Raw genomic sequence first — 26,264 nt, 5'->3', positions numbered from 1 at the left:
CGTGGTTTGACGGGGCGCCTGAGATCAAGATCACAAGCAGATCAAGATCAAGAGCGGCTCGCTTCGCATCGTGGTTAGCGGGGGCGGATACTGCTCATATTGTGTATATGGATTTTTCCGAGCAAAAGGCGGTCAGTATCATTACAGCCCGTCCCCTCCTTGCGGAAAATCGCCGGGCAGATAGCGCAAAATGCAGGATGCACGATGGCCCTTCATGCAAATTGCACGAAAATGAAAATCTTGTAAATTTGTAACACGCTGATTTATAACGATTTTTTACAATACCCAATACTGGCACAATCACTGCACCTATCACTCCATGCTTGCCAACTTGAGCCAATGGAGCTGATAGACATGAGCCTGATCCAAGATAAATTCGCTTCGGTATTCTCCAACTACGACGTCACCACCCAGCCACGTCCGGACGGCGGTATCCTGTTGACCCTGCGTAACAGCGAAGGTAAGCAGGTCAAGCGCTCGATCTCTTATCAGCAGCTGCACACTGCCGACCAACTGACTTGGGTCATCAGCGCCATTCGCCGTGACTTGGCCGAACAAGCCAGCGAACTGCCGCAGATTTCGATGTTGCAAAGCCAGAACCGCTTTGCGCTGCCGACGTATCATTCGGCCTAAGCTACAAACCTGAAAAAGGGCCGCGACGCTACCAGCGTCGCGGCCCTTTTTCATGTCGTTAACATAAGCCCTGGCGGGCGGCCTCATTCTTTGCCTGCACACGGTTGGTGACATCCAGCTTTCCGTAGATGTTGCGCAGATGAAATTTCACGGTGGCTTCAGAGGTGGCGCGAATCTGGCTGATTTCCCAGACAGTCTTGCCCTCGGAGGCCCATCGCAGGATTTCCAGCTCCGTGGCAGTCAGGGGCTTGCCGCACAAGCTCAGGCGTTTTCTGATAGCCGTCGGTACAATAACCAACGGGCGATACGTCTCCTCGGGGCCACTCATTGTTCTCTCCTTTATGTCTGCTGATGCGCTGCCACCTTTCGGATTCCTCCTATTGACAGATGGCATAAACATTGGCGCTGAACAGAGAGTTACATAACGAGTGGAGTCAAAGCGCACAGCACAGAACAAACAGCTTTGCCCTACAAATAATTAAGTTTCTTCCCACAGCAACTTCCAACTTGCCAGGGTTGAACATTCAACTATTTATGCTTAGTCATCCAGCCCTGGAAAACGCGCGGCAATCTCATTGCCCGTAAACGAGGGCACACTGCCTTGGGCCGTGTTGAACAAGCGCAGTGTCACACAGTGCGGGTTTTCGCCCATGTCGAACCAGTGCGGCACACCGGCAGGGATGATCAGCAAGTCATTCTTCTCACAGCGCAAGCTGTACACGTAGTCGCCTATGTGCAGCGTAAACAGCGCCTGGCCTGCGATGAAGAAACGCACCTCGTCTTCACTGTAGGTACGTTCGGCCAGGAACTGTGCACGTAACTCGTCCTTCTGTGGATGGTCTTGGGTCACGCGCACCACTTCCACAGCGGCGTAGCCGAGGGCTTTGATCTGAGCCTGGTAGGCGGCAATCATTTGAGCATCCGTGGCGCCCTTTTCTATTGGGCTGGGCTGCCAGCGTTCGAACCGTACACCGTGCTCGGCCAGGGTCGACTGGATGTCGTCGGCATGGGTCAACACTTTGTTTGGGGTGTCCGGGGTGGCGATGGAGTAGACGGCTACATAGCTCATTGCACGGTTCCTTGGTTCGGCTCTTGCAATCGAAGGCCAATGATAATGGCGGCGGCCAGCGCCGCGAGGCTGGCGATACTGAACGTGAAGGTTGGCCCCAGCAGGTTCCAGCTGTAGCCGGAATACAAGGCGCCGAGCGCGCCGCCGGTGCCGGCCAGCGCCGCATAAAGGGCCTGGCCCTGGCCTTGCTGGCGGTCGCCGAAGCTGCGTTGCACAAAGGCAATCGCCGCCGCGTGGAAGCTGCCGAATGTGGCGGCGTGCATCAGTTGCGCCACCAGCAGCAGCCAGAAAACCTCGGCAAATGAACCCAGCAGCCACCAGCGCAGCGCGGCCAGCAGGAAACTGGCGAGCAGCACCCGGCGCACCGAAAAGCGCGCAAAGATACGGCTCATGGCCAGGAACATCAGCACTTCCGCCACCACCCCCAGCGCCCACAGCAGGCCGATCACGCCACGGCTGTAGCCCAAGTGTTCCAGGTGCAGGGTGAGGAAGGTGTAATACGGGCCATGGCTCATTTGCATCAGCGCCACGCAGGCATAAAACGCCAGCACGCCGGGGCTGCGCAATTGCTTGAGGAAACCCTCACCGGCCAAGCGGTTGCCGTGGCTGGCAGGCTGCGCATTCGGTACCCAGAGGCTGGCGCCGATGATGCCGGCCATGATCACCACGACCGCCACCGGGTAAATATCCAGGCTCAGCCAATCGAACAGGCGCCCCATGACCACCACGGTGAGGATGAAACCGATGGAGCCCCACAGACGGATCTGGCTGTAGCGTGAGGTTTGCGTGTGCAGGTGGGCCAGGGTGATGACTTCAAACTGCGGTAGCACCGCGTGCCAGAAGAACGCGTGCAGGGCCATCACCAGCGCCAGCCAGGCGTAGGTCTTGCTGACAAAAATCAGGCAGAAGCTGGCCAGGGTGCACACCGCGCCGAACCGCACGATGGCCAGGCGCCGACCGGTGTAGTCGCCGATCCAGCCCCACAGGTTGGGGGCCACGCAGCGCATCAGCATCGGGATGGCTACCAGTTCGCCGATGCGTGCGCTGGAGAAACCGAGGTGATCGAAGTACAGCGCCAGGAACGGCGCGGTCGCCCCCAGCAGGGCGAAGTAAAAGAGGTAGAAGCTGGAGAGGCGCCAGTATGGGAGGGCTGGGGTCATTTTATGTGGGGCTGCTTCGCAGCCCAGCGCGAGCAAGCTCGCTCGCCACAACAAGCGTGCTTGCCGGAAGCGATCACAGCTGGCCCAACACCGGCGTGGTCACGCGCACATCGGCATTTTGCCCACGGTTACGCAGCAGGTGGTCCATCAGCACGATGGCCATCATGGCTTCGGCAATCGGGGTGGCGCGGATGCCGACGCAGGGATCGTGGCGGCCCTTGGTGATCACGTCCACCGGGTTGCCGTGTACATCGATCGAACGGCCTGGTGTGGTGATGCTCGACGTGGCCTTGAGCGCCAGGTGCGCCACGATCGGCTGGCCGGAAGAAATACCGCCGAGGATGCCGCCCGCGTTGTTGCTGAGGAAACCTTCAGGGGTCAGCTCATCGCGATGCTCGGTACCGCGCTGGGATACGCAGGCGAAACCAGCGCCGATTTCCACGCCTTTCACCGCGTTGATGCTCATCAGTGCGTGGGCCAGTTCGGCGTCGAGGCGGTCGAAGATCGGCTCGCCCAGGCCCGGCTTCACGCCCTCGGCCACTACAGTGATCTTCGCGCCGACCGAGTCCTGGTCGCGGCGCAACTGGTCCATGTAGGCTTCCAGTTCCGGCACCTTGTCCGGGTCGGGGCAGAAGAAGGCGTTGTCTTCGACGCTGTCCCAGGTCTTGAACGGGATTTCAATCGGGCCCAACTGGCTCATGTAGCCACGGATGACGATGCCCTGGGTGGCCAGGTATTTCTTGGCGATGGCACCGGCCGCCACGCGCATGGCGGTTTCGCGCGCCGAGCTGCGGCCACCGCCACGGTAGTCGCGTTCGCCGTATTTGTGGTGGTAGGTGTAGTCGGCGTGGGCCGGGCGGAACAGGTCCTTGATCGCCGAGTAGTCCTTGGACTTCTGGTCGGTGTTGCGAATCAGCAGGCCAATGGCGCAGCCCGTGGTGCGGCCTTCGAACACGCCGGAGAGGATTTCGACTTCGTCCGGTTCCTGGCGCTGGGTGGTGTGGCGGCTGGTGCCGGGCTTGCGGCGGTCGAGGTCGCGCTGCAGGTCGTCCAGGCTCAGCTCAAGGCCTGGCGGGCAGCCGTCGACAATGGCGACCAACGCCGGGCCATGGCTTTCGCCCGCGGTGGTGACAGTGAACAGCTTGCCGAAGGTATTGCCGGACATGCAGGGCGCTCCGTGAAATCAGTTGAATCAAGTCAACCGTAATAACTTAAGGCGGCCAGTATACGCAGGCTAACCGACTAGTTCATCCTCGAAACCTTACCGGTAGACGTTGGTCCAACCGGCACCTCTCCAATGATGGCGCTATGATGCTGCGAGCTCTGCTGTTCACCCTCACCCTGTTTACCGCCGTGGCCCAGGCCGCCTCCCCTGTAGTGCTGCAACGCCCGATCAGCCTGGACACCGGCAGCGGCCAACTCTTTGGCTCGTTGCTGTTGCCGCAATCGGATAAACCGGTGCCGGTGGTGCTGATCATCGCCGGTTCCGGCCCCACCGACCGCAACGGCAACAGCGCCGACGGCGCGCGCAATGATAGCCTCAAGCGCCTGGCCTGGGTGCTGGCCCGGCATAACATCGCCAGCGTGCGCTACGACAAGCGCGGCGTGGCCGCGAGCCTGGCGGCCACGCCAGACGAGCGCAACCTGACCCTGGAGGCCTATGTGGCCGACGCCGTGGCCTGGGGCAAGTTGCTCAAGGCCGACAAGCGCATGGGCCCGCTGATTGTGCTGGGCCACAGTGAGGGCGCGCTGGTCGCCGCCCTCGCCGCGCCGCAACTTGAACCGGCCGGAGTCATTTCCTTGTCTGGCAGCGCCCGCCCGGTGGACCAGGTGATCCGTCAGCAACTGGCCGATCACTTGCCCCCTGCCCTGTTGCTGCGCAGTAATGAAATCCTCGATCACCTCAAGGCCGGCCAGGTGGACGCCGATGTGCCGCGCCCGCTGGAGGGCATTTTCCGACCCAGCGTGCAGCCGTATCTGATCAGCCTGTTCCGCGCCGATCCGTCGGCCGCTTTTGCCCGCCTGGACATGCCGGCGCTGATTATCCAGGGCACCAACGATATCCAGGTTGGCGTAGGCGATGCCCGACAACTGAAGCAGGCCAAGCCCGACGCGCAGTTGACGGTGATCGAAGGTATGAACCACGTGATGCGCATCGTGCCCAATAACGTGAAGCAGCAACTGGCCTCCTACAACGACCCGAAACTACCGCTGGCTGCGGAGCTGGGCCAACGTATCGTCAGCTTTATCGAAGGACTTCAACCCCGTTAAGAGGCAATTGGCCTCCAGTCCTGGAAAAAACGGCCGATAAGTCCAGAGTCGACAGTAAAAAGACTGTCGGCTCGCAGGGCTTGGACAGGATCGCGCCGCATGACAACCACCGAAACAACACCCGAATCTACCGCCGAGACCCCGGCCGCAACCGAGGCTAGCGCAGCAGCGGCACTGCCGTGGGCCGACGTTCACGCCGAACATTTCAAGATGCTGCGCCTGGCCCCACTGGCCACCGACCGCGCCACCGGCGCACGGCCATTGCGCTTTGTGCAGTTCGGCTATGCCGAACGCCATGACAAACACCACAGCCTGTTGCGCATGATCATCCAGCTACCGGGCCAGCGCGTACGGCGCGAGCAGAACCACCTGGATATCTGGGTCGATCACGATAAACACCGCGTGCACTTTGGCCCCGGCAACAGCCTGGAAATCGAGCCGGCCAACCGCGGTCTCGGGCGCTTCCTGGTGGCCCAAGGCGCTGCGTGGGCGAAGAAGAAGTGGTCACACTACCGCGTCGACGGCGTGGACCTGGCCAACAAGGACGCCCTCAACGAAGCCACGCGCTTGCGCCGCGATCACTTCCTGCGTATCCAGGGTTTCGATGTGGCCTACGCCGATGTGCAGCACCTCAAAGGCAATGTGCAACCGGGCAAGGTCAGCGACGTGCTGGACAGCTGGAATACCGAGAAAGTGCAGTTCGTGGAGATCCTGGAAGCCGCGCAAATGCTGCAACAGGCCGAGCAGAACCTGGCGGAGCAGGAAGTGAAGCTGCGCAAGGAAGAGGAAAAAGTCACCAAGTTCAAGCGAGAAGACAGCGGGCTGCGCTTTACCATCACCTGCCTGGTGGCGTTTACGGTGTTTCAGGCGGGGTTGTTGATCTGGATTGCCACACACCGTTAACAGGCTGAAATACAACCAGGCATGTGGGAGCTGGCTTGCCTGCTCCCACAGTAGACCGCGCCCGGCCATACACTCCACGATGCGAAGCGAGTCGCTCTTGATCTGCTTTTGATCTCAGGCGCCCCGTTAAACCACGCTGGCCGGAATTCGACAGGGATTTGGGGGGTAAACCGGCAGGGATGCCGGTTTAGCCGCCCCGCGCCATGGATGGCGCGTGGCGGCGGCCCCCCAAATCACTGGCTAATTACGGGCACACCGAGCCCAAGCGAGGTGCCGAGTGGTGGGGCAAGAGCGTTTTGCTTACTTTGCCGCTTTTGCAAAGTGAGCCGCCGTCAGGGCGGAACCCTAAGTGGCCGTTACCGCAGCAATGGATATACACACAATCCAACTGTGTTGACTGCCAAGCCGCCTTCGCGAGCAAGCCCGCTCCCACAGTTGGATTGTGGGGTGTCAGGTAGATAGATGTCGGCTGGCAGGCCGCTATCGCAGGCAAGCCAGCTCCCACATTGACCGCGTTTGTGCAGTTATACCCGCGCGGCAAATACTGCCTGATGCGCACGGCACTGTTCAGCCGTGAGCATGAACACCCCATGCCCACCGCGCTTGAAGTCCAGCCAGGCAAAGTCCACTTCCGGGTACAGCGCCTCGACATGCACCTGGCTGTTGCCCACTTCGACAATCAGCAAGCCCTTCTCGGTCAGATGGTCCGCCGCTTCAGCCAGCATCCGGCGTACCAGATTCAGGCCGTCGTCACCGCAGGCCAGGCCCAGTTCCGGTTCGTGTTGGTATTCGTCGGGCATGTCGGCGAAATCTTCGGCATCCACGTAGGGCGGGTTCGACACAATGAGGTCGAAACGCTGGCCGGGCAAACCGTCAAAACCATCGCCCTGCACGGTGTAGACGCGCTCGTCGACGCCATGGCGCTCGATGTTCTGGTTCGCTACTTCCAGGGCTTCGAAGGACAAGTCTCCCAGCACCACTTCGGCCTCGGGGAATTCGTAGGCACAGGCGATGCCGATGCAGCCGGAGCCGGTGCACAAATCGAGGATACGTGCCGGCGGCTGGGCCAGCCAGGGTTCAAAGCGGTCTTCAATCAGCTCGCCTATGGGTGAGCGCGGAATCAGTACGCGCTCATCGACGATAAACGACATGCCGCAAAACCAGGCTTCGTTCAACAGGTATGCGGTAGGGACACGCTCATGGATACGGCGATGCAGCAAGCGCTGCACGTGGGAGATTTCCTCTTCTTCCAGGTTGCAATCCAGATAGCTGTCGGCGATTTCCCACGGCAGGTGCAAGGCGCCCAACACTAATTGCCGGGCTTCGTCCCAGGCATTGTCGGTGCCATGGCCAAAAAACAGGTCTTCCCCATGGAAACGGCTGACAGCCCAACGGATATGGTCGCGCAAGGTGCGCAGGCGGGAAGTGATCACGGGGCAAGCTCCTGGAAAAAACGACTGGCGATTCTAACAGCCTTCACCTGTACCGACGATGTACGAAACACCTGGCACCGTACGTCGGATTTCATCCAATTTGCCCGCATTGTGTTAAACAGGCCTGCCTCTTGACATGGCTGCACGCCAGCAACGGCGTACCTTACGATAGTAGCGATTCACAGAAGCGCTCAGCCAGTGGACAATGTCGCAAAAGCCCCACTCACAGGAGCCCCAGAATGTCCGTTCCAAAGACGATGTTTCAACTCAGCGGTCGCGGTTACGCAGCAGCCAACCTCAATCATGCGACCCTGGTGATCATCGACGCCCAGAAAGAATACCTCAGCGGCCCGCTCGCCCTCTCGGGCATGGACGCGGCGGTGCAGAACATCAAGCAACTCGTGACAGCAGCGCGCAGTGCCGGGCGCCCGATTGTGCACGTGCGCCACCTGGGCACCGTGGGCGGCCTGTTTGACCCCCAGGGCGAGCGCGGCGAATTCATTCCGGGCCTTGAGCCTGAGGGTGACGAAACCATCATCGGCAAACTGCTGCCCAGCGCCTTCCATGGCACCGGCCTGGAAAAACACCTGCAAGACCTCGGCTCCCTGGACCTGATCGTCTGCGGTTTCATGAGCCACTCCAGCGTCAGCACCACCGTGCGCGCGGCCAAGAACCTGGGCTTTCGCTGCACCCTGGTGGAAGACGCCTGCGCCACCCGCGACCTGCCGTACAAAGGTGGCATCCTGAGCGCCGAGCACGTGCAGCAAACTGAAATGGCCATCATGGCCGACAACTTCGCCACCCTGGCGCTGGCCAAAGATCTGATCTGATCCTGCTGGCGGTGAGCGGCGTGTTTATTGCTCCGCTCATCCGCAAAGCCCTTTCATTTGGCGCATTTACCCCTCCCCCCGGAACAACCTGTGTATCTTCCGGTCGAAGGGCCGATACCCTGGAGGAAAGGTCGGAATGAAGATATCCGATGGTTTTGATGCTCGTCGCTTGCGCCCCAAGGGCCCGAGCAATTGGCGTCTGCGCCTGGTAGCGTGCATTGCCGCGTTGCTGGCGATAGTAGGCTTGTTGTTGGCGGGCGCTGGTGGCGCCGGCCTGTTTGGGCATTCGCCGGCACTCGGCGAACTGAATGCCAGCCCGGGCGGCTCGGCACTCCTGCTGGGTGTCGGCTTGTTGGTGCTGTGGTTGGGTGTGTGGCTGTGGCGTCGCAGCCGTCGGAAAATGCGCCAACCGTTGTCGTTGAATATCGCCTCTCACCTGATGAAAAAGCACGACTGATGGCGCTTGGATAGCGTTTCCTGCGCCCTGGCCGCCGCGATTTAGGTAAACTGCCCGCCCTTCGCGGAGGCTGACATGCAAGACGACGATTTTTCCCTGTTCAAAAACGAGCTGCGCGGCGTCAAGCCGATCAAGCACGACCGCGCCGACACCGGCAAACCCAAGACTGACCGGGCGCAGATCGCCAAGCTGCGCCAGGCCGCGACCGTGCGCACCGATGCCACCACCGTGGATGGCCTGTCGGACCAGTTCGTGATCGACGTCGGCCCCGAAGATGAGCTGATGTGGGCCCTCGACGGCGTGCAGGAAAGCCAGATGCGCAAGCTCAAGGCCGGCCAGATCCCGTTCGAAGGCAGCCTCGACCTGCACGGCATGACCGTGGAAAAAGCCCGGGAAACCCTCTGGGCCTTCCTGGCCGAAGCGACCAAATTCGAAATTCGCTGCGTGCGCGTTACCCATGGCAAGGCTGTGCGGCTGGACGGCAAGCGGCCGATGATCAAGAGTCACGTCAACACCTGGCTGCGCCAGCATGCCCAAGTGCTCGGTTTTACCTCCTGCCAGGCTCGTCACGGCGGTGCCGGCGCGGTGTATGTGATGCTCAAGCGCACCATGATGGAAGGGCGCGACGAGTAACAAGTGCCATCGTCAGGCTTGCAGCGATGTGTCCGCCACCGTAACCTTGCGCTTTGCGAAAATCCCACAGGTAGTTTCATGTCCCTGGAACAGAATTACACCGCGATTCTCGGCCAACTCGGCGAGGACGTGTCCCGCGAGGGCCTGCTCGACACGCCAAAGCGTGCCGCCAAGGCCATGCAGTACCTCTGCCGCGGCTATGAACAGACACTCGAAGAAGTCACCAACGGTGCCTTGTTCAGCTCTGACAACAGCGAAATGGTGCTGGTCAAGGACATCGAGCTGTACTCGTTGTGCGAGCACCACCTGCTGCCGTTTATCGGCAAGGCTCATGTGGCGTATATCCCGAGCGGCAAGGTGCTGGGCCTGTCAAAGGTCGCGCGCATTGTCGATATGTATGCGCGCCGCCTGCAGATCCAGGAAAACCTCAGCCGCCAGATCGCCGACGCCGTGTTGGAAGTCACAGGCGCCCTGGGCGTGGCCGTGGTGATCGAGGCCAAGCACATGTGCATGATGATGCGCGGTGTCGAGAAACAGAATTCGTCGATGATCACCTCGGTGATGCTGGGTGAGTTCCGCGAGAACGCGGCCACCCGCAGCGAATTTCTCAGCCTGATCAAGTAACCGGCCAGGCAGGAAAAAACCGGCGTTCATCGCCGGTTTTTTTTCGCCTGCAGAAATCAGGTAAGCTGCGCCCCCTCAGTCATGGGCAAGAGGTTTCAGCCATGTTCGTCAAAGCACTTCGAGTGGGCCTCGGCCACGTCATCATCGCGGGCGACTTTCTTACCCGCCCACGCAAAAAACAACGCCCTGCCGAGCAACAGGCCAAGGTCAATGCTGCCGCCAAGGACCTGACCCTGTATCAGTTCCACGCCTGCCCATTCTGCGTGAAGACCCGCCGCACCCTGCACCGCCTGAATGTGCCGGTGGCCTTGAAGGACGCGAAGAACAACGAACAGGACCGCCAGACCCTGCTGGAGCAAGGCGGCAAGATCAAAGTGCCGTGCCTGCGCATCGAAGAGAACGGTCAGACTACCTGGATGTATGACTCCAAGGTGATCATCGAGTATCTGGACAAGCGCTTCGCTGCGATCTGAAGCACACGGCGATCAATGTAGGAGCGAGCTTGCTCGCGAAAAACTCACAGGCACCGCGTTTATTCAGGCCGCCCGCGTTATCGTTGACGTTTTTCGCGAGCAAGCTCGCTCCTACAGAAATCAGGTGGGTATTGTCAGGTCGAGATCCAGCAATGCCGAACCCAGGCACTTGCCGTGGGCGTCCAGGGCCAGCGAGCGGGTTACGCCGCCGCGCAGGATTCCCGGCAGGACGAAGTTCAGCGCCTGCACGTTCGGCAACTCATGGCGCTGAACCGGTGCCGCATCGGGATCGCGTAAATCGGCAAAGAACTCGGCCACGCGCTCAGCCGTCAGTTGTTCACACAGCAACGGATAATCCTCGGCGCGATAGGCAATGATCGAGATGTTCGACGTATCGCCCTTATCCCCGGTGCGGGAATGGGCCAGCGTGTGCAGTTTCATTCTTCAATCCTCGGTTTGACCGCTTCACGGGGCAACAGCAACGACGCCACCGCCACCACTTGACGCACGCCCTTGCTCGCCCCGCCGCCGCCGGCCGGGCCGTTGGTGTAGAGGGTCTCCACTTCATTACCGATCCGCACCGCTTCGCCGCGCTCTTCACAACGGGCGGCGACCCGCAGGCGCACCTCCCAAGGCTCGACGTTGCTGCGTGGGCCGTGCAGTGAATCCATGCCGATCAACTCGGCGCGCAGGTCCTGCATCTTTACGCCGATCAACGCGAGACGCTTGAGTACCACGTCCCGCGCCAACTCAGCCCGTGCGACAGCACCGGGACCGCCGTAGGACATCTGCCCCTCACCGATCCAACCGTCCAGATAACCGACGCTGACCTTCAGTTGATCAGGCCGGGCACGCCCGCTCGCCCCCCCAGCGCGCACCCGGTCCACGCCCTCCTCGACAAACCCCACCTGGGAAAAGTCGGCCGTCACATCCGGGGTCAAGTAGGCTGCCGGGTCGTGAACTTCATAAATCAGTTGTTCTGCGCAGGTCGCGCGGCTGACCCGCCCACCGGAGCCTGCCACCTTGGTGATCACTGCATTGCCGTCGGCGTCGACCTCGGCCAGGGGAAAGCCCAGGCGTGCCAGATCCTCCACATCCTTGAAGCCGGGATCGGCGAAGTAACCGCCACTGACCTGCCCTGCGCACTCCAGTAAATGCCCGACCAACGTGCCCCGGCCCAACCGCTGCCAATCATCGAAGGCCCAGCCGAACTCAAACATCTGCGGCGCCAGAAACAGCGAAGGGTCGGCCACGCGCCCGGTGATCACCACATCGGCGTCGGCGCGCAACGCTTCAATAATGCCCTCCACACCCAAGTAGGCATTCGCGGAAATCAGCCGCTCGCCCAGCGCCCCCACGGTCTGGCCGTTATCCAGCAACTGCCCGGCAGGCAAGGCGTGCAGTACGTCATCGCCGACCACGGCCACGACCTTGAGGCCCAGGCCCAGCTCGCCCGCAATACGCCGTACCTCCCTGGCCGCCGCCAGCGGGTTGGCCGCGCCCATATTGGTGATCACTCGCAGGCGTCGACGCCCCGCCCGCTGCCCCACAAAGGGCAAGACACGGCGCATGCGCTCAGCGAGCAGCGGGTCATAACCGCTCTGCGGGTCGCTGATACGCGCCTGTTGCGCCAGGGCGATGGTGCGTTCGGCCAGGCATTCGAAGACCAGGTAATCCAGGTCGCCGTGTTCGGCCAGTTCCACGGCAGGTTCTATACGGTCGCCGGAGTAGCCGGCGCCGGAGCCGATGCGCAAGGTATTCATCTCAAATCACTCCCAGAAGCAACGCCGTCAGGGTCATCAACACCGAGGCGGCAAACAGGAAAGGAATGGTGAAGCGCTGGTGATCGGCCAGTTCGATCTTGCACAGGCCCACCAACAGGAAGGTCGCAGGGGTCAGCGGGCTGACCGGGAAACCGGTGGTGTGCACGCCCAGCAGCGAAGCCTGGGCCACCTGCAGCGGGTCGACGCCCAGGGCCTTGCCGACTTCGGCGATCACCGGCATCACGCCGAAATAGTAGGAATCGGGGTCAAACAACATGCTCAGGGGCATGGACAAGAAGCCCACGACGGCCGGGATCAACTTGCCGTGGCCCGCCGGAATCTGCGCCACCGCGACTTCGGCGATGGCCTTGAGCATGCCGGTGCCTTGCATGATGCCGGTAAATACCCCGGCGGCGAGCAGGATACTGGCCATGGTCAGGGCGGTTTTCGCATGGGCGTCGATGCGCGCACGCTGGGCGTCCACGTTGGGGTAGTTGATGCACAGCGCAACCACGGTGCCGAGCATGAACATCACCACCGGGTCGACCCAGCCGGCGATCATCACCACCATCACCAGCACGGTCAGCACCAGGTTGACCCAGAACAAGCGTGGACGGCGCAGCTTGATGTCGTCATCGCTGAGCACTCGTTGCGGCACCGCCTCCACGCTGGAACCCGCGCCCAGGCCCAGGCGCTTTTCTTCGCGATGGCCCAGCCACCAGGCGCAAGCGAAGACAAAGATCAGCCCGACGATCTGCACCGGGATCAATGGCTGGAACAGGTCGGCCACCGGCACATGCAGCGCCGCCGACGAGCGCAGCACCGGGCCGGTCCAGGGCAGGAAGTTGACTCCGGCCGCCATCGCACACACGCAGGCGAGGATGCGTTTATCGATGCCGAGGCGCGTATACAGCGGCAGCATCGCTGGCACCGTCACCAGAAAGGTCACCGCCCCTGAGCCGTCCAGATGCACCAGCAACGCCAGAGTCGCGGTACCCACCACAATCCGCGTAGGACGCGTCCCGACCGTGCGCAAGATGCGATCAATGATGGGGTCGAGCATGCCCGCATCGGTCATGATCCCGAAAAACAGGATCGCGAACACAAACATGCCAACCACGGGGGCGACGTTCTTGATACCGGTAATGATGAAAGCGCTGGTCTGCAGGCCAAAGCCACCGAGCAGCGCAGCGATGATCGGCAAGGCGATCAGGGCCACCAGCGGCGAGAGGCGCTTGCTCATGACGGCAGCGAGCAGGCACAGAATGGTGATGACACCCAGGGTTGCGAGCATGGGTTACTCCAGGGCGGCCTGGTTGGCCGGTTATTGTTTTCCCTGGAGTATTGGAATCGCGCTAGGCTTTGTAAATTGCAATATTCAGCCACCGGCGTTCGGAAAAACAAAATGAAGCGACGCTTATGAAAAACAGCATCCAGCACATTCAAGCTTTCCTTGCGGTTGCCCGCACAGGCAGCTTCACCAAGGCGGCTAACGAACTGCATCTGTCGCCGTCGGCCCTCACCGTGCAGGTGCAGCAACTGGAAGACTGGCTCGGCGTCGCCCTGCTCGACCGCAGCCCGCGCCACGTGAGCATTACCGCCGCAGGCCAGGACGCGCGCGGGCCTATGGAAAAACTGCTGTTGGACCTGGACAACATCGTCACCGGCTCCCGCGACCTCGCTGCATTGCGCCGTGGCGTAGTAACCATCGCCGCACTGCCCTCAGTATGCGCTGGCGCGCTGCCCCCGGCCTTGCGCCTGTTTCGCGAACGCTTCGCCGGCATCGAAGTGCGCCTGCATGACCTGGTGGCCCAGCGCATTCACGCAAAGGTTCGCAACGGCGAAGTGGATTTCGGTATCGGCGTGCGCGCCCGCCTGAGCCACGGCCTGGACTTCGTGCCGGTGCTCAATGATCGGCTGTGCGCGTTTGTGCCGTCGGGTCATACGCTCGCCCGCCACCGCCAACTGACTCTGGAACAACTGGCAGACCAGCCGATCATCCTGACCGGGCGCGACAGCAGTGTGCGCGAGCAAGTGGATACGCTGTTCGATGAGACACGGCTGACGTTGAACGCCGGCATGGAAGCCAACTACATGTCGACCGTATTGGCCCTGGTGCGCCAGGGGTTGGGCATCAGTGTGCTGCCGGAGTCGGCGGCGGATAGCCTGGAGGGTTTGCAGCGGATCAGCATCGACCATCCCGGGGTGAATCGGGAGATCGGCTTGATCAGCCGTAGCGGCATGGGCTTGAGCCCGGCGGCGCAGCGCTGCTTTGAACTGCTCAACAACGCATTACCTGACACGCCGTCGCGCTGAATGTGGGAGCTGGCTTGCCTGCGATAGCATCACCCCGGTGCCACGGATAAACCGAGGCGCCTGCATCGCAGGCAAGCCAGCTCCCACATTGGACCGAGTAAGTCAGTCGAGCATCGGCGCATACCGAGGATGGCTGGCCACCCGCTGCAACCATGCCTGTACACCCGGATAAGCGTCCAGATCAAAGCCGCCCTCTTGGGCCACATGGGTATAGGCATATAACGCCACATCGGCGATGGAGAATTGGTCGCCTACCAGATACGGGGTCAACTGCAGTTGGCGCTCCATTACCTTAAGGGCCTTATAGCCGCCTTTGTGCAGTTTCTTGTATTCCTCCAGGCGATCTTCCGGCAGCCCCAGGTAAAACTGAATAAACCGCGCCACCGCAATGTAGGGCTCATGGCTGTACTGCTCGAAAAACTGCCACTGCAATACCTGGGTACGCAGGCGCGGTTCGGTGGGCAAGAATTCGCTGCCATCGGCGAGGAAGTTAAGGATCGCGTTGGACTCCCACAGGCAGGTGCCGTCTTCGAGCTCCAATACCGGGACCTTGCCATTGGGGTTCTTGGCCAGGAACTCAGGGGTCTGGGTATCGCCCTTGAGGATATCGATATCGACCCACTCATACGGAATGCCCAACAGAGTAAGCATCAATTTGACCTTGTAGCAATTGCCCGACTTGTAATCGCCATAAACCTTGTACATGGGGGCTCCCCTTTTCGCCGCGCTGACCGAATGCTTGCGCCCACAAGGTGCGGGTATCGAGGGCTTGTTTCAAGGCGTCGCGCAGAATAAATCCCCTGGCGTGGGCCTTTCATCCCTTTTCGCCGAGATAATCGAAAACATTATTTGCTTTATTTGTATACAAAAGCATAATTCGCTTCGTGCGAGTTCCTGACCTTTTGGTCAACAAACCCGCCAGTACCTCAAAGCGCTGTTGCCCACTCATGTGACCGGCGCTGGAAATAACAATAAAACGATTGAGGAGTACTCGCTGTGGATAGCCGCAAAACCGAAGCCCCCACGTTGGACCTGGCCGCGCCCCGAGGCGGTTGGTTGGAACGCCTGTTCAAACTGCGCTTGCATGGCACCACAGTGAAGACCGAGCTGATCGCCGGCCTCACCACCTTTATCACCATGGCCTACATCATCTTCGTCAACCCCAATATCATGGCCGATGCCGGTATCGATCACGGCGCGGCCTTCGTCGCCACCTGCATCGCCGCAGCGCTGGGTTGCCTGCTGATGGGCCTGTACGCCAACTGGCCCGTGGGCCTGGCGCCGGGCATGGGCTTGAACGCGTTTTTCACCTACACCGTGGTCGGTACCATGGGCTACACCTGGGAAACCGCCCTCGGCGCGGTGTTTATTTCCGGCGTGCTGTTCATGATTCTGACGCTGTCGCGCATCCGCGAGTGGCTGCTCAACAGCATTCCGGTCAGCCTGCGCCACGCCATGGGCGCCGGTGTCGGCTTGTTCCTCGGCGTGATCGGCCTGAAAACCGCCGGCATCATCGTCGAGAGCCCGGCCACGCTGATAAAACTCGGTTCCCTGCACGAGCCGGCGCCGCTGCTGGCGGCCGTGTGTTTCTTGATGATCGCCATCCTCAGCTATCACCGCGTCTTCGGCGCCATCCTGATCAGCATCATTGCGGTGACGCTGGCCGGCTGGGGCCTGGGCCTGGTGCACTACAACGGCATTCTCGCCACCCCACCGAGCCTGGCACCGACCTGGATGGCAATGGACGTGATGGGTGTGTTCAATGTGAGCATGATCAGCGTGGTATTTGCCTTTCTTTTTGTACACATGTTCGACACTGCCGGTACACTGATGGGCGTTGCGCAACGCGCAGGCCTGGTGAATGCCGATGGCAAGATCGACAACCTGTCTCGCGCCTTGAAGGCTGACAGTGCGTCCAGCGTGTTCGGCGCCATGGTCGGTGTACCGCCTGTGACCAGTTATGTAGAGAGCGCTGCCGGTGTGGCTGCCGGCGGCCGTACGGGGTTGACCGCGGTGACCGTGGGCGTGCTGTTCGTGGCGGCGATGTTCTTCGCACCACTGGCCGGCATGATCCCGGCCTACGCAACGGCCGGCGCGCTGATTTATGTAGCAATGCTGATGATGGCGAGCATGGCCCATATCAATTGGGATGAGGCCACCGACAGCATTCCGGCGATCGTCACCGCGATCATGATGCCACTGACGTTTTCGGTCGCCGACGGCATCGCCCTGGGCTTTATCACCTATGTGGCGTTGAAGGCCGGCACCGGCAAGTACCGCGAAATTTCCATCAGCCTTTGGGTGCTGTGCGCGATCTTTATCGCCAAGTTCGTGTTTTTGTAAAAACAGCAGCAAGTTTTCAGCTACAAGCTACAAGCTTTAACTTGCCGCTTGAAGCTTGTAGCTGACTACTGGAGAAATGAAATGACGACTGATACCTGGCTGCTGTTCAGTGGCGCCGCGCTGGTGGTGATCCTGATCCCAGGCCCGCTGTCCCTGCTGATGATCAGCAACAGCCTCAACTACGGCCTGCGCCGCTCGTACCCGGCGTTTCTGGGTGGCGTGTTCGCCTCGATCTGCCTGTTGAGCGCCTCGGCCCTCGGCCTGGGCGCGCTGTTGCTGGCCTCTGAGCAATTGTTCAGCGCATTGAAGATCGTCGGCGCACTGTACCTGTTCTACCTTGCCTGGCAGAGCTGGCAGCAGTCGCGCCAGCCAAGCCAGGGAGCAGTGGTACCGCAAACACCCACTGTGCCGCGCTTTCGCGCCTTGTTTGGCCGCGCATTTGTGCTGGGTGCCAGCAACCCCAAGGACATTCTGTTTTTCGCCGCCTTCCTGCCGCAATTTCTCAGCGCCCAGCAGGCCTTTTTACCGCAACTGCTGATCATGATCGCCACCTGGACGGTGCTCGACCTGCTGTGCAAGCTGGCTTATGGCCTCGGCGCCCATGGCGCAGCGCGGTACTTGCGATCAGGCGCTGGCCAGAGCTGGTTCAACCGAGTCAGTGCGGCCTTGTTTGGCGGTGCAGGTGCAGCGGCACTCCTCAACGCTAGGGCTTCAATTTGACGAAGTAAACGGTTGGATTGAGGTTTCCCTTGGTGGCCCATTGGATGCCAGCCACAATCCGCACCAAGCGCTGTTCTTTCATCGCGCGGTGGACCGCCATTAATAGAAGAGAGTCGGGGTGTGCGTTGATTGCTACCCGAATCCACTTGTCCGTAAGTTTCGTTCTCACGGTCATTCGCCCATGTTCAAGCCATTGGTAGGCCACGTAATAAATTTTGTTCGAATGGGGATGAGTCACGACTGATTCGGTATTGGGCTCTCCGGCACGCCCCCCACGACGCCGAACTGACAAGTCCTGAACGGTGAAACCCTGCTGCTCCAGCACGGTCCTGACTGCAGCGCGCTCGGCATCGAGCCGCTGCGTCCTGACCGGCGTGACACCAAATTGGAGATCGGGGTTTAACGGATGAGGCGGTGTGAAATCAACACGCGTGAAGCCAGGCGCCTTGCCTTCATAACCGACATATAAATATTCGTTGCGCCTTTCATTAACCCGCAACAGCTGCAGTAGATCGTCCGTCTGGCCACGCCTCCCCTGCACCGACGTCAACCAGTCATCGAGTGTTGCTCGAATGTTCAGCAGATGGCTGGCCGTCGCCAGTTGCGGCGGACCAGACAGCTCAATCAGCCTGGCGACTGCGAATTCTCGGCTTGCGCTTGTCATGGAGGAAAAAGCCGTGTGCACGTAGTACTCCAACGGCCTATCAAACAAAGGCGCATGGAACAGCCATTCGCCCGTAGCGGTACGCGATACCGGAATGGGCTGATCGCTCATCGCAGTACTTGTCCAGCGCTCAATCTGAGTGCGGGCCAATACAACCGACTGCGTATCCCGGGTAACAAACGCAATATCGGTCAACGGCGCCTGATCACCGCTGTCGAGTAGCCTGTAATACCCAACTCCCGATCCGCCCGCCTGCGTGTCATACCTGGCCCCCACATAGATGGCATTGTAAAAGGCTCCTGGGGTAGCTAACTGAACATGGTAGACGCCGGGTATCGCTGAATCCGACAGCTGGGTTGCCTGAACTTGAACACGCCAATCAAACCAGTGGGTCGCTACCATGGAAGACTGAACAATGCGGTTTTTTGTAGCTGCACGCACCATCGGTGGGTACCAGTCCCGCAGCGGCTCTACCTGCACGCGCCAAGGGTTGAGCACACCCGAACTGGGGCCCGGTTGAGGGGCGTCCGCGCCCAGCAACCACTCTGGGGGCTGATGGATATTCAATACCAGTTCATTTTGCGACTCTTTAAAGCGCACGACTGATTCGGCCTTGCGCTGATACACCGTGTAGAGCTCGCCCCCCTCGGCAAGCAACTGCTGGCCATTCTTCACGTACTGAGTCTTGCTTGCTGGCCTCTTCAACTCAACGGCGCCTTCCAATACGTCGGTTGATTTGAAGCGCGCAAGCAGATGAGTCGGCTTGGTCGACGGTGCCTTCAGGCCTGTGAGAGCGAGTGTGTTGCCTTTATAGCGAGGCAGAGCGCCCCGTGCGACGCGAGCACCCTTGGGGCCTGGGGCGAAGGTAGACAGCCCATCAATAAATGCAAAGAGCGTCAAAGCCACCACATCTACCGCGTCATGACCAGAACCGCTCAAATGATAGCGCCGCGCCGCCAGCAGCATCTCATACAAGCTGATGCCCACCCCTAGCACTGGAATAAATGCCAGTAACCCACGAATCGTGGCCTCGAACTGTTCTCTCAGGCGTCGCTCACGGTACTCCTCCATTCCCTGGGAGGAATTGGAGCGGGCCTGCGTACGCCGTTGCAGCTCGAACATCCGGGCATGGGCCAGCAGCGCCGTGGGATTGGAATAGGAGGTGGCCACAACCTCCAACCAACGTTCTGGTTGCAGCGCAATCTGCTCCTTGATTTGCGCTTCGACAGCTTCAAGCCCGGCCGCCGGGACTTTATGCTTGAGCAGGAAAAATTCAACGAGAACAGCCACCAAGCGTACCCCGCCGGGTGGAAGCTGCTCGGAGTAAGGCAGCCTGGGCTCTACCCCGAGGCTTTCGTCGGGATAATCTTGCACCGCTTGATACTCCCAGCCGGGAGCCACCAGGCGCGCCACCTCTTTCAGGTTGGCAGGTAATGCGCCCAACAGATTCAGGGCTTGCTCGGCCTCGGCCAAACTGGGGTACCCGACCAGCACCCGACTTGCCACTGCCGTGGGCCAGTACACCACGCATTTCCCCGTGGGCTTGTCATGAATCACCAGTATTCCTGCGATGTGGCGATCATATTCCAGGGTAACGCCCACCAGGCGCAGGACAGCCAGTTGCACGTCAAACTCGTCGTTTTTCAAATCGCCCGCCTTGCGCGCGGCCATGGCGAAGGTAAACAGGCGCTGGCCCCAATCCTTCAAGCCTTGTCGTACCGCCGAGTACAACTGCATCTCGGCGCGCTGTTTAAAGCCTCGATCAATCAGCGCCTGAGCTAACCCGAAGGACGAGCCAGGGCTCGGATAAAAAGCCCTACGGATCTGCTTGTCGTATTCGCCCCCCACATCCAGCGATGCGATCATTTTGATCAGGTAGCTCACACTCAAGCGTTCTTTCCAGGTCGGGTCCAGCCAGCGCGCACGGTTCAAGCGCCAGCGAGTCCAGGGTGCCTCAGGGTCGAGGTTGTGCAACGCCAATTGCAGCATGCTGAAGGTGGTACGTTCCTTACTGACCACCGTTTTAATCTGGCGATCACCCACCGCCCCCTGGCTCGTCCAGCCCTCGTAGTGAGTGCTGACATCATCGGGCATGTCGAACAGGGGGGTCTCGATATCCAATTGCGGGTAGAAACCGTCCTCGGTCAATTTGGCAATCAGGGCTTTGCGAGCAAAGGGCTCCAAGTCAGGCAAGTCCTGCCAGAGCTTGGTTTCCAGTGCAAAAATACTGACCAGATAGCGGCGTAACAAACGCTTATAGTGTTTGCGCTGAGCCGGCGATGCGATACCGAGCCACGGAGGAAGTTTTTTCGCTTGAGTAGCTGCCGCCTGTAACAAGTCGACGTTGGCCAAGGCCAGCGTCCGAGCATCATTGTCAGGTACTTGCAGACACTCGAACAGATCCCGAGCCAGCAGCATCCGGCTCAACTGCGGATCACTCACCTCGCTGAACAGCCTCTCTCCCTTATCAATACGCTTGTTCAGCGCGATGTGGTGTTGCGCCTGTTTGATGAACAGGTCTTTGAGCACGTAACGCTCGATAGCGATGTAGCTCACCACCAGTGGAGCCGCCTCAGGCAGCAAACTGATCGCTGTGCGCAATGCCTCGCGCCGGTGGCGCTCGACGCAGCGCCATAACACCGAGCTATCGCGGCTTTTCAGGCTGGCTTGCAGGCCCGTGACAAAGGCGTTCAAGCTATCGAACGCCACCAGCCCGCCATGCTGGCCCATCACACATAACACTACGGGGTGAAGGGCTGCCGGCTGAGTCCGGGCCGCTTGGGTGGTTACCACGACTGCGCCCAGCAATGAGTACGATTTTGTTGCCTCGCAACCCACCGATACTTGCAGTACGCAGCTGTCCGTGGCATTGGCCCCGGGAACCCATGCTTCATTCAACACGGCATCCAGACAATCCAGATGGGCGCGACTCATCAGGCTCAAACGGTGCTGCATCTGCGCCTCCCCCAGCAAGGCGCCGCGCTGTGCTTGCGCTACTAACGAACCACGGCTGCGTGAACCCTCGGGTTGTTCCAGCCAATAAGCTTTCTGAAACACGCGCTCAAGCGGGCCTTGCGACCACTTGCGCGCCACCGCTACTTGGTCCTGCCACTGGCGTTCAAGGCTCAAAAACTCTTGATAGGCCGTGCTGGCGATCCCCACATCCGTGTTGTCCAGCAACCCCATCAATTTTTTTTCGTAACGCTTGAGCTGTGCTTCCTGGGTTTTGAACGCGAGGTCCGGCGTCAGGCGCCCAAGTACAATTTCGTCGCTGCGGCGCTTGTAATCCCACTCCAACAAGGAATCCAGGGTACGGCCCAAACGAGTGAACGCCACCAGGCGCAGACGCCCTTTTTGGATAAACCTGAGAAAGCGTTGGGTACCGGCTATAGCCGGCTGGCCCGCGTCCTGAATGCCCATCACGCCATGATTGATCGATAAGGCACACGCCAGCTCATTATCCCACTGCCCGTCCAGCAATTCGCTCGCACTGGTTCGCAACGCGTCCCCATGTTGCCGGACGAATGTTATGGGTGTTGCGCCTATGGTGTTACACGCCTCATGCCGACGACGCAGCGGCAGGCATTGCCATAAAACACTGCTCAAGGGGCCGTTGACCAATAGCGGCAAATCACACTGCAACTGGTTGAAGGAATCGAACTCATAGAATTCGCGGAACAGACCGGGCAGATAAATCACCTGGGGCGTCGCCCCAACGACGCCATCACGATAAATATGCATCGCCCCCGGGATCGGCACCATCGCCCGATTAGTCCCGGGCCACATGATGTGGCTCACCTGAATCGCAGCCCATTCCCCGCCGGCCTGCTGGCGCAAGCCGCCGTCAGGTATTTGCAGCAGTTTGCTTAGCATGTCATAGCCGCTGTCTGTCAGTTGAGACGTGCGATGGGCCAAAAACGCATTCTCGGCGAACAACGATGTGCGCAATTGCACCCAGCGCTCTCGACGCGTCAGCCAGGAACCGTAGGCCAGCTGCTGCCAGTACTCGGTTACCGCGCGCTCTAATAGAGCGAGCAGCGCCAAGTCCTTGACTCGAACCAACGCTTGCCTGGCGGTAAACGCTAGACGTTTGGTCGGCTCATCCTTGAGGCTCAATGAGGTGAACTGGTTGATATTGAGCGGCACATTGGGCTGGACCAGCAACGCCAGGGCCCGCTCGGTCAAGCTGTTGACCTTGCGCGCGGGAGCCGGGGGCAGAGGTTCGGTGAACAGCAGGGTGTCAGGGTCGAGGGAGAGGGCTTCGCGCAATGCGCCACGAATGACCCCCAGTATCCTCGGTGCGCGTCCAATCAGGCCGCTGAGGGCTTTGGCCGATTCGCGCCCTCTGACCTGAGCCTGGTGGATCTGGTTGATTTCATGGCTGGGGTGCGCGACCGCATTGAGCCGACGGGCCAGCAACACGCGAATGGCCTCGTCACGCTCCAGGGAAGAGGTGTGTGGGTCATCGAAATCAAGCTTGTCGGCCCAGGCCGTGGTGTCGGTGCTCATAGCGTCTATTCCGTACAGAAAAACCGAGACTAGGCACCCTTGCCGCCCAGGGTGCGTTACATACTTGAGCAGCCAATCCACAAACCACGGGCAAAAAAAAGCCCGCAGTGTGCGCGGGCGAAACCAACGAAGAGCATTTGGGGGTGTGAAGCGAGGTGACGACTCAGCTACCGCGATAAGTGGAGTAGCTGTAAGGCGAAATCAGCAGGGGCACATGGTAATGGTCCTGTTCGGCACTGATGCCAAAGCGCAGTACCACCACGTCCAGAAAAGCCGGCTCGGGCAGTTGCACGCCACGGGCGCGGTAGTAATCACCGGCGCTGAACTGCAGTTGGTACACACCACTGCGGTAGTCGTCGCCTTGCAGCAGCGGTGCGTCGCAACGGCCGTCGCTGTTGGTGGTGGCGGTGGCAACCAGTTCCAGCTGCGCGCCTTCGACGCGGTAGAGCTCAACCTTGATGGCGCTGCCGGGGCAGCCGTGCGCGGCGTCCAAAACGTGTGTGGTCAAACGTCCCATGGCTTGTATGCGCCTCCCGAAGTCAGTCATAGAGAAACCCGCACTCTTTCAGGGCAGTGAAAAAGCCGGCGATAGCTGATTAAGACATTTTCAAAGAAAATTGTACACAATAAATTTCACAGCGCTTCAACCCCCTGTAGGCGCGAGCTTGCTCGCGAAAAACGCCAACGATAATGCGGGCTCTCAGGATGAAAAGTGGCGCCCTCAGGTTATTCGCGAGCAAGCTCGCTCCTACAGTGGGCTTTTTGATCTTAACCTGACCACTTAGGCAAGTTTCTTGCAGAGGCCCGTAGAGAGCCCGTTCAGAAAAAATGCAGAAATGCAGGCTTACAAAGTTCGCGATAAGTTGTATACAATCACTCATCGCTGTGACGCCACTCAGTCATTCCACTGCCCGGCCGCCACACATTTGCTACCACGAACAAGAAGGAAGACTGCAGTGAGCGCTGACTACCCACGCGACCTGATCGGTTACGGCAGTAACCCTCCTCACCCCCACTGGCCGGGCAAGGCACGCATTGCGCTGTCGTTCGTACTCAACTACGAAGAAGGCGGCGAGCGCAACATTCTGCACGGTGACAAAGAGTCGGAAGCCTTCCTCTCGGAAATGGTCTCGGCCCAGCCGCTGCAAGGCGAGCGCAACATGAGCATGGAGTCGCTGTACGAGTACGGCAGCCGTGCCGGCGTGTGGCGCATCCTCAAGCTGTTCAAAGAATTCGATATCCCGCTGACCATCTTCGCCGTGGCCATGGCCGCCCAGCGCCACCCGGATGTGATCCGCGCCATGGTTGCCGCCGGCCACGAGATCTGCAGCCACGGCTACCGCTGGATCGACTACCAGTACATGGACGAGGCCCAGGAGCGCGAGCACATGCTCGAAGCCATCCGCATCCTCACCGAACTCACCGGTGAACGCCCACTGGGCTGGTACACCGGCCGCACCGGCCCCAACACCCGTCGCCTGGTGATGGAGGAAGGCGGCTTTCTGTACGACTGCGACACCTACGACGACGACCTGCCCTACTGGGAACCCAACACCCCCAACGGCAAGCCGCACCTGGTGATCCCCTATACCCTGGACACCAACGACATGCGCTTCACCCAGGTGCAGGGCTTTAACAAGGGCGATGACTTTTTCGAGTACCTCAAGGACGCCTTCGATGTGCTGTATGCCGAAGGTGCCGAGGCGCCGAAGATGCTGTCCATCGGCTTGCATTGCCGCCTGATCGGCCGCCCGGCACGCCTGGCCTCGCTCAAGCGCTTCATTGAATACGTCAAAGGCCACGACCAGGTGTGGTTCACCCGCCGCGTGGACATCGCCCGTCACTGGCACCAAACCCACCCTTTCCCGGGAGCGGCGAAATGACTGCGTTCCAAACCCTGAAACCTTCGACCTTGAGCCGCGACGCCTTCGTCCAGGCCTTCGCCGATATCTACGAACACTCGCCATGGGTGGCCGAAAAGGCCTTCGACCTGGGCCAGGACACGTCGATCGACCAGATCGAAACCCTGCACCAGCGCATGAGCGATATCCTGTTGAGCGCTGATCACGCCTCGCAACTGGCGCTGATCAATGCTCACCCGGACCTGGCAGGCCGTGCGGCCGTCCAGGGCCAACTGACCCAAGCCAGCACCGATGAACAAGCGGGCGCGGGTATTCACCAATGCACGGCCGAAGAGTTTTCTCGCTTCACCGAGCTGAATGAGGCCTACAAAGCCAAGTTCAAGTTTCCCTTCATCATGGCGGTAAAAGGCAGCAACCGGCACCAGATCCTCGCCGCGTTCGAAACGCGCATCCACAACTCGGCAGACACCGAGTTCAAGTGCGCGCTGGACGAGATCAACAAGATCGCGTTGTTCCGCTTACTGACCCTCTAGCAGTCCATCCCCAGCCACTCTATCTAAGGCAGACAAGAAGAATGAAAGCTTACGCCGTACCTTTCGAGAAGTTCGTCAACCTGGCCGACGCCCGCCTGGGCACCAAGATCATCTCGGTGACCGATGACTGGTTCGCTGACGCCAACCGCCTGTTCCAGCCGACCCCGGCCGTGTGGAAGGAGGGCGTTTTCGATGACAACGGCAAGTGGATGGACGGCTGGGAGTCGCGCCGCAAGCGCTTCGAAGGCTACGACAGCGCGGTGATCCGCCTGGGCGTACCGGGTTCGATCAAAGGCGTGGACATCGATACTTCATTCTTCACCGGCAACTTCCCGCCGTCGGCCTCCCTGGAAGCCTGCTTCCTGGCCTCGGGCGAGCCGGATGCCAACACCCAGTGGGTGGAAGTGCTGTCGGCCGTCGAGCTGCAAGGCAACAGCCACCACTACCACGAGATCAACAACGAGCAGGCGTTCAGCCACCTGCGCTTCAACATCTACCCGGATGGCGGCGTAGCCCGTCTGCGTGTGTACGGCGTGCCGTTCCGCGACTGGTCTTCGGTGGGCGACAACGAACAGGTCGACCTGGCCGCCGCGCTCAATGGTGGCCGTGCCCTGGCCTGCTCCGATGAACACTTCGGCCGCATGAGCAACATCCTCAACCCAGGCCGTGGCATCAACATGGGCGACGGCTGGGAAACCGCACGTCGTCGCACACCAGGCAATGACTGGGTAATCGTCGCCCTGGGCCACCCGGGCGAGATCGAGAAAATCGTCGTCGACACCCTGCACTTCAAGGGCAACTACCCGGACACTTGCTCGATCCAGGGCGCCTTCGTAAAAGGCGGCACCGACAGCCAGATCGAAACCCAGTCGCTGTTCTGGCGCGAATTGCTGCCGGCGCAGAAGCTGGAAATGCACGCCGAACACACCTTCGCCGAGCAGATCAAGGCGCTGGGGCCGATTACCCACATCCGCTTGAACGTGTTCCCGGATGGTGGTGTGAGTCGCCTGCGTGTCCTGGGCAAAGTGTCGAAATAAGCGGTGATGCCATCGCAGGCAAGCCAGCTCC

The 26,264-nt window shown here is 60.3% G+C and carries 26 protein-coding genes; 15 read left to right on the top strand and 11 right to left on the bottom strand.

Going from position 1 to position 26,264, the window contains the following annotated elements:
• A partial coding sequence (locus DK871_RS28745; protein WP_218581338.1) for a hypothetical protein occupies window positions 1–254 on the top strand: 254 nt, incomplete at its 5' end.
• Window positions 255–354: 100 nt separating this feature from the next.
• The gene (locus tag DK871_RS06930; protein WP_003172952.1) at window positions 355–633 is read left to right on the top strand and encodes a DUF3509 domain-containing protein; all 279 of its coding nucleotides are present in this window, start codon (window positions 355–357) and stop codon (window positions 631–633) included.
• A gap of 58 nt (window positions 634–691) precedes the next feature.
• Here DK871_RS06930 and DK871_RS06925 read toward each other — a convergent pair whose 3' ends face one another.
• From DK871_RS06925 to aroC, 4 genes are all read right to left on the bottom strand, one after another.
• A complete protein-coding gene (locus DK871_RS06925; RefSeq protein ID WP_003192780.1) occupies window positions 692–961 on the bottom strand; it encodes a response regulator transcription factor in 270 nt (89 codons plus the stop codon).
• A 210-nt stretch (window positions 962–1,171) separates the two neighbouring features.
• On the bottom strand, window positions 1,172–1,702 hold the full coding sequence (locus DK871_RS06920) for an acireductone dioxygenase (RefSeq protein WP_161904475.1): 531 nt from the start codon (window positions 1,700–1,702) through the stop codon (window positions 1,172–1,174).
• On the bottom strand, window positions 1,699–2,862 hold the full coding sequence (locus DK871_RS06915; RefSeq protein WP_161904474.1) for an MFS transporter: 1,164 nt from the start codon (window positions 2,860–2,862) through the stop codon (window positions 1,699–1,701). Before DK871_RS06915 ends, DK871_RS06920 begins: the two co-directional genes overlap by 4 nt.
• Before the next feature lie 73 nt (window positions 2,863–2,935).
• A complete protein-coding gene (gene aroC / locus DK871_RS06910) occupies window positions 2,936–4,027 on the bottom strand; it encodes a chorismate synthase (protein WP_161904473.1) in 1,092 nt (363 codons plus the stop codon).
• A gap of 143 nt (window positions 4,028–4,170) precedes the next feature.
• On the opposite strand from aroC, the gene DK871_RS06905 reads away from it, so the two are divergent.
• Together DK871_RS06905 and DK871_RS06900 are read left to right on the top strand one after the other, a co-directional pair.
• On the top strand, window positions 4,171–5,133 hold the full coding sequence (locus DK871_RS06905) for an alpha/beta hydrolase (protein WP_161904472.1): 963 nt from the start codon (window positions 4,171–4,173) through the stop codon (window positions 5,131–5,133).
• Window positions 5,134–5,232: 99 nt separating this feature from the next.
• Entirely contained in the window at window positions 5,233–6,036 is an 804-nt protein-coding gene (locus tag DK871_RS06900; protein ID WP_161904471.1) for a hypothetical protein, read from the top strand.
• A gap of 524 nt (window positions 6,037–6,560) precedes the next feature.
• Here DK871_RS06900 and prmB read toward each other — a convergent pair.
• The gene (prmB, locus tag DK871_RS06895) at window positions 6,561–7,469 is read right to left on the bottom strand and encodes a 50S ribosomal protein L3 N(5)-glutamine methyltransferase (protein ID WP_047711471.1); all 909 of its coding nucleotides are present in this window, start codon (window positions 7,467–7,469) and stop codon (window positions 6,561–6,563) included.
• A 239-nt stretch (window positions 7,470–7,708) separates the two neighbouring features.
• Between prmB and DK871_RS06890 the strand changes: the two genes are divergently transcribed.
• From DK871_RS06890 to DK871_RS06870, 5 genes are all read left to right on the top strand, one after another.
• Window positions 7,709–8,299, top strand: coding sequence for a cysteine hydrolase family protein (locus DK871_RS06890; RefSeq protein ID WP_003192792.1), 591 nt, complete (start codon window positions 7,709–7,711; stop codon window positions 8,297–8,299).
• Window positions 8,300–8,435: 136 nt separating this feature from the next.
• On the top strand, window positions 8,436–8,756 hold the full coding sequence (locus DK871_RS06885; RefSeq protein ID WP_003192794.1) for a hypothetical protein: 321 nt from the start codon (window positions 8,436–8,438) through the stop codon (window positions 8,754–8,756).
• 75 nt (window positions 8,757–8,831) lie between these two features.
• Complete coding sequence (locus DK871_RS06880; protein WP_161904470.1) at window positions 8,832–9,389, top strand: Smr/MutS family protein; 558 nt, start codon at window positions 8,832–8,834, stop codon at window positions 9,387–9,389.
• Window positions 9,390–9,467: 78 nt separating this feature from the next.
• Window positions 9,468–10,013, top strand: coding sequence for a GTP cyclohydrolase I FolE (folE, locus tag DK871_RS06875; RefSeq protein WP_014719282.1), 546 nt, complete (start codon window positions 9,468–9,470; stop codon window positions 10,011–10,013).
• Window positions 10,014–10,114: 101 nt separating this feature from the next.
• Window positions 10,115–10,486: a glutathione S-transferase N-terminal domain-containing protein gene (locus DK871_RS06870; protein ID WP_003192799.1), complete on the top strand. Its 372-nt coding sequence runs from the start codon at window positions 10,115–10,117 to the stop codon at window positions 10,484–10,486.
• Window positions 10,487–10,606: 120 nt separating this feature from the next.
• Here the strand turns inward: DK871_RS06870 and DK871_RS06865 are convergent, their stop codons facing one another.
• The 3 genes from DK871_RS06865 to DK871_RS06855 are packed head-to-tail and all read right to left on the bottom strand — an operon-like array spanning window position 10,607 to window position 13,543.
• Window positions 10,607–10,927: a hypothetical protein gene (locus DK871_RS06865; RefSeq protein WP_161904469.1), complete on the bottom strand. Its 321-nt coding sequence runs from the start codon at window positions 10,925–10,927 to the stop codon at window positions 10,607–10,609.
• Window positions 10,924–12,249, bottom strand: coding sequence for an acyclic terpene utilization AtuA family protein (locus DK871_RS06860; protein ID WP_161904468.1), 1,326 nt, complete (start codon window positions 12,247–12,249; stop codon window positions 10,924–10,926). The genes DK871_RS06865 and DK871_RS06860 overlap by 4 nt, the downstream gene beginning before the upstream one ends.
• Window position 12,250: 1 nt before the next feature.
• Entirely contained in the window at window positions 12,251–13,543 is a 1,293-nt protein-coding gene (locus DK871_RS06855) for a CitMHS family transporter (RefSeq protein ID WP_161904467.1), read from the bottom strand.
• A 125-nt stretch (window positions 13,544–13,668) separates the two neighbouring features.
• Here DK871_RS06855 and DK871_RS06850 point away from each other — a divergent pair, with 125 nt between their 5' ends.
• Entirely contained in the window at window positions 13,669–14,565 is an 897-nt protein-coding gene (locus DK871_RS06850) for a LysR family transcriptional regulator (protein WP_161904466.1), read from the top strand.
• Window positions 14,566–14,667: 102 nt separating this feature from the next.
• On the opposite strand, the gene DK871_RS06845 is transcribed toward DK871_RS06850, so the two are convergent.
• Window positions 14,668–15,270, bottom strand: coding sequence for a glutathione S-transferase family protein (locus DK871_RS06845; protein ID WP_161904465.1), 603 nt, complete (start codon window positions 15,268–15,270; stop codon window positions 14,668–14,670).
• 291 nt (window positions 15,271–15,561) lie between these two features.
• On the opposite strand from DK871_RS06845, the gene DK871_RS06840 reads away from it, so the two are divergent.
• Together DK871_RS06840 and DK871_RS06835 are read left to right on the top strand one after the other, a co-directional pair.
• Window positions 15,562–16,908, top strand: a complete 1,347-nt coding sequence (locus DK871_RS06840; protein ID WP_161904464.1) for an NCS2 family permease — start codon at window positions 15,562–15,564, stop codon at window positions 16,906–16,908.
• 81 nt (window positions 16,909–16,989) lie between these two features.
• Window positions 16,990–17,628, top strand: coding sequence for a LysE family translocator (locus DK871_RS06835; protein ID WP_161904463.1), 639 nt, complete (start codon window positions 16,990–16,992; stop codon window positions 17,626–17,628).
• Here DK871_RS06835 and DK871_RS06830 read toward each other — a convergent pair.
• A complete protein-coding gene (locus tag DK871_RS06830; RefSeq protein ID WP_161904462.1) occupies window positions 17,612–22,801 on the bottom strand; it encodes a dermonecrotic toxin domain-containing protein in 5,190 nt (1,729 codons plus the stop codon). The genes DK871_RS06835 and DK871_RS06830 overlap by 17 nt on opposite strands.
• Window positions 22,802–22,964: 163 nt before the next feature.
• Window positions 22,965–23,318, bottom strand: coding sequence for a hydroxyisourate hydrolase (gene uraH, locus DK871_RS06825; protein ID WP_032896006.1), 354 nt, complete (start codon window positions 23,316–23,318; stop codon window positions 22,965–22,967).
• Between the two features lie 439 nt (window positions 23,319–23,757).
• Between uraH and puuE the strand changes: the two genes are divergently transcribed.
• From puuE to alc, 3 genes are read left to right on the top strand one after another with little or no spacing between them, the layout of a single operon-like run.
• Window positions 23,758–24,684 carry an allantoinase PuuE gene (gene puuE / locus DK871_RS06820; protein ID WP_014719292.1) on the top strand — a complete coding sequence of 309 codons (927 nt, stop codon included), beginning with the start codon at window positions 23,758–23,760 and terminating at the stop codon, window positions 24,682–24,684.
• Window positions 24,681–25,196, top strand: coding sequence for a 2-oxo-4-hydroxy-4-carboxy-5-ureidoimidazoline decarboxylase (uraD, locus tag DK871_RS06815; RefSeq protein ID WP_161904461.1), 516 nt, complete (start codon window positions 24,681–24,683; stop codon window positions 25,194–25,196). Before puuE ends, uraD begins: the two co-directional genes overlap by 4 nt.
• 41 nt (window positions 25,197–25,237) lie before the next feature.
• The gene (gene alc, locus DK871_RS06810) at window positions 25,238–26,233 is read left to right on the top strand and encodes an allantoicase (RefSeq protein ID WP_161904460.1); all 996 of its coding nucleotides are present in this window, start codon (window positions 25,238–25,240) and stop codon (window positions 26,231–26,233) included.
• The last annotated feature ends 31 nt before the right edge of the window (window positions 26,234–26,264 follow it).

The sequence above is a fragment of the Pseudomonas sp. L13 genome (assembly GCF_009935965.1).
GTDB classification, from domain to species: Bacteria; Pseudomonadota; Gammaproteobacteria; order Pseudomonadales; family Pseudomonadaceae; genus Aquipseudomonas; species Aquipseudomonas lactis.
Note: the sequence above shows the minus strand (reverse complement) of the source record. Positions and strands in the feature narration are given on the sequence as shown.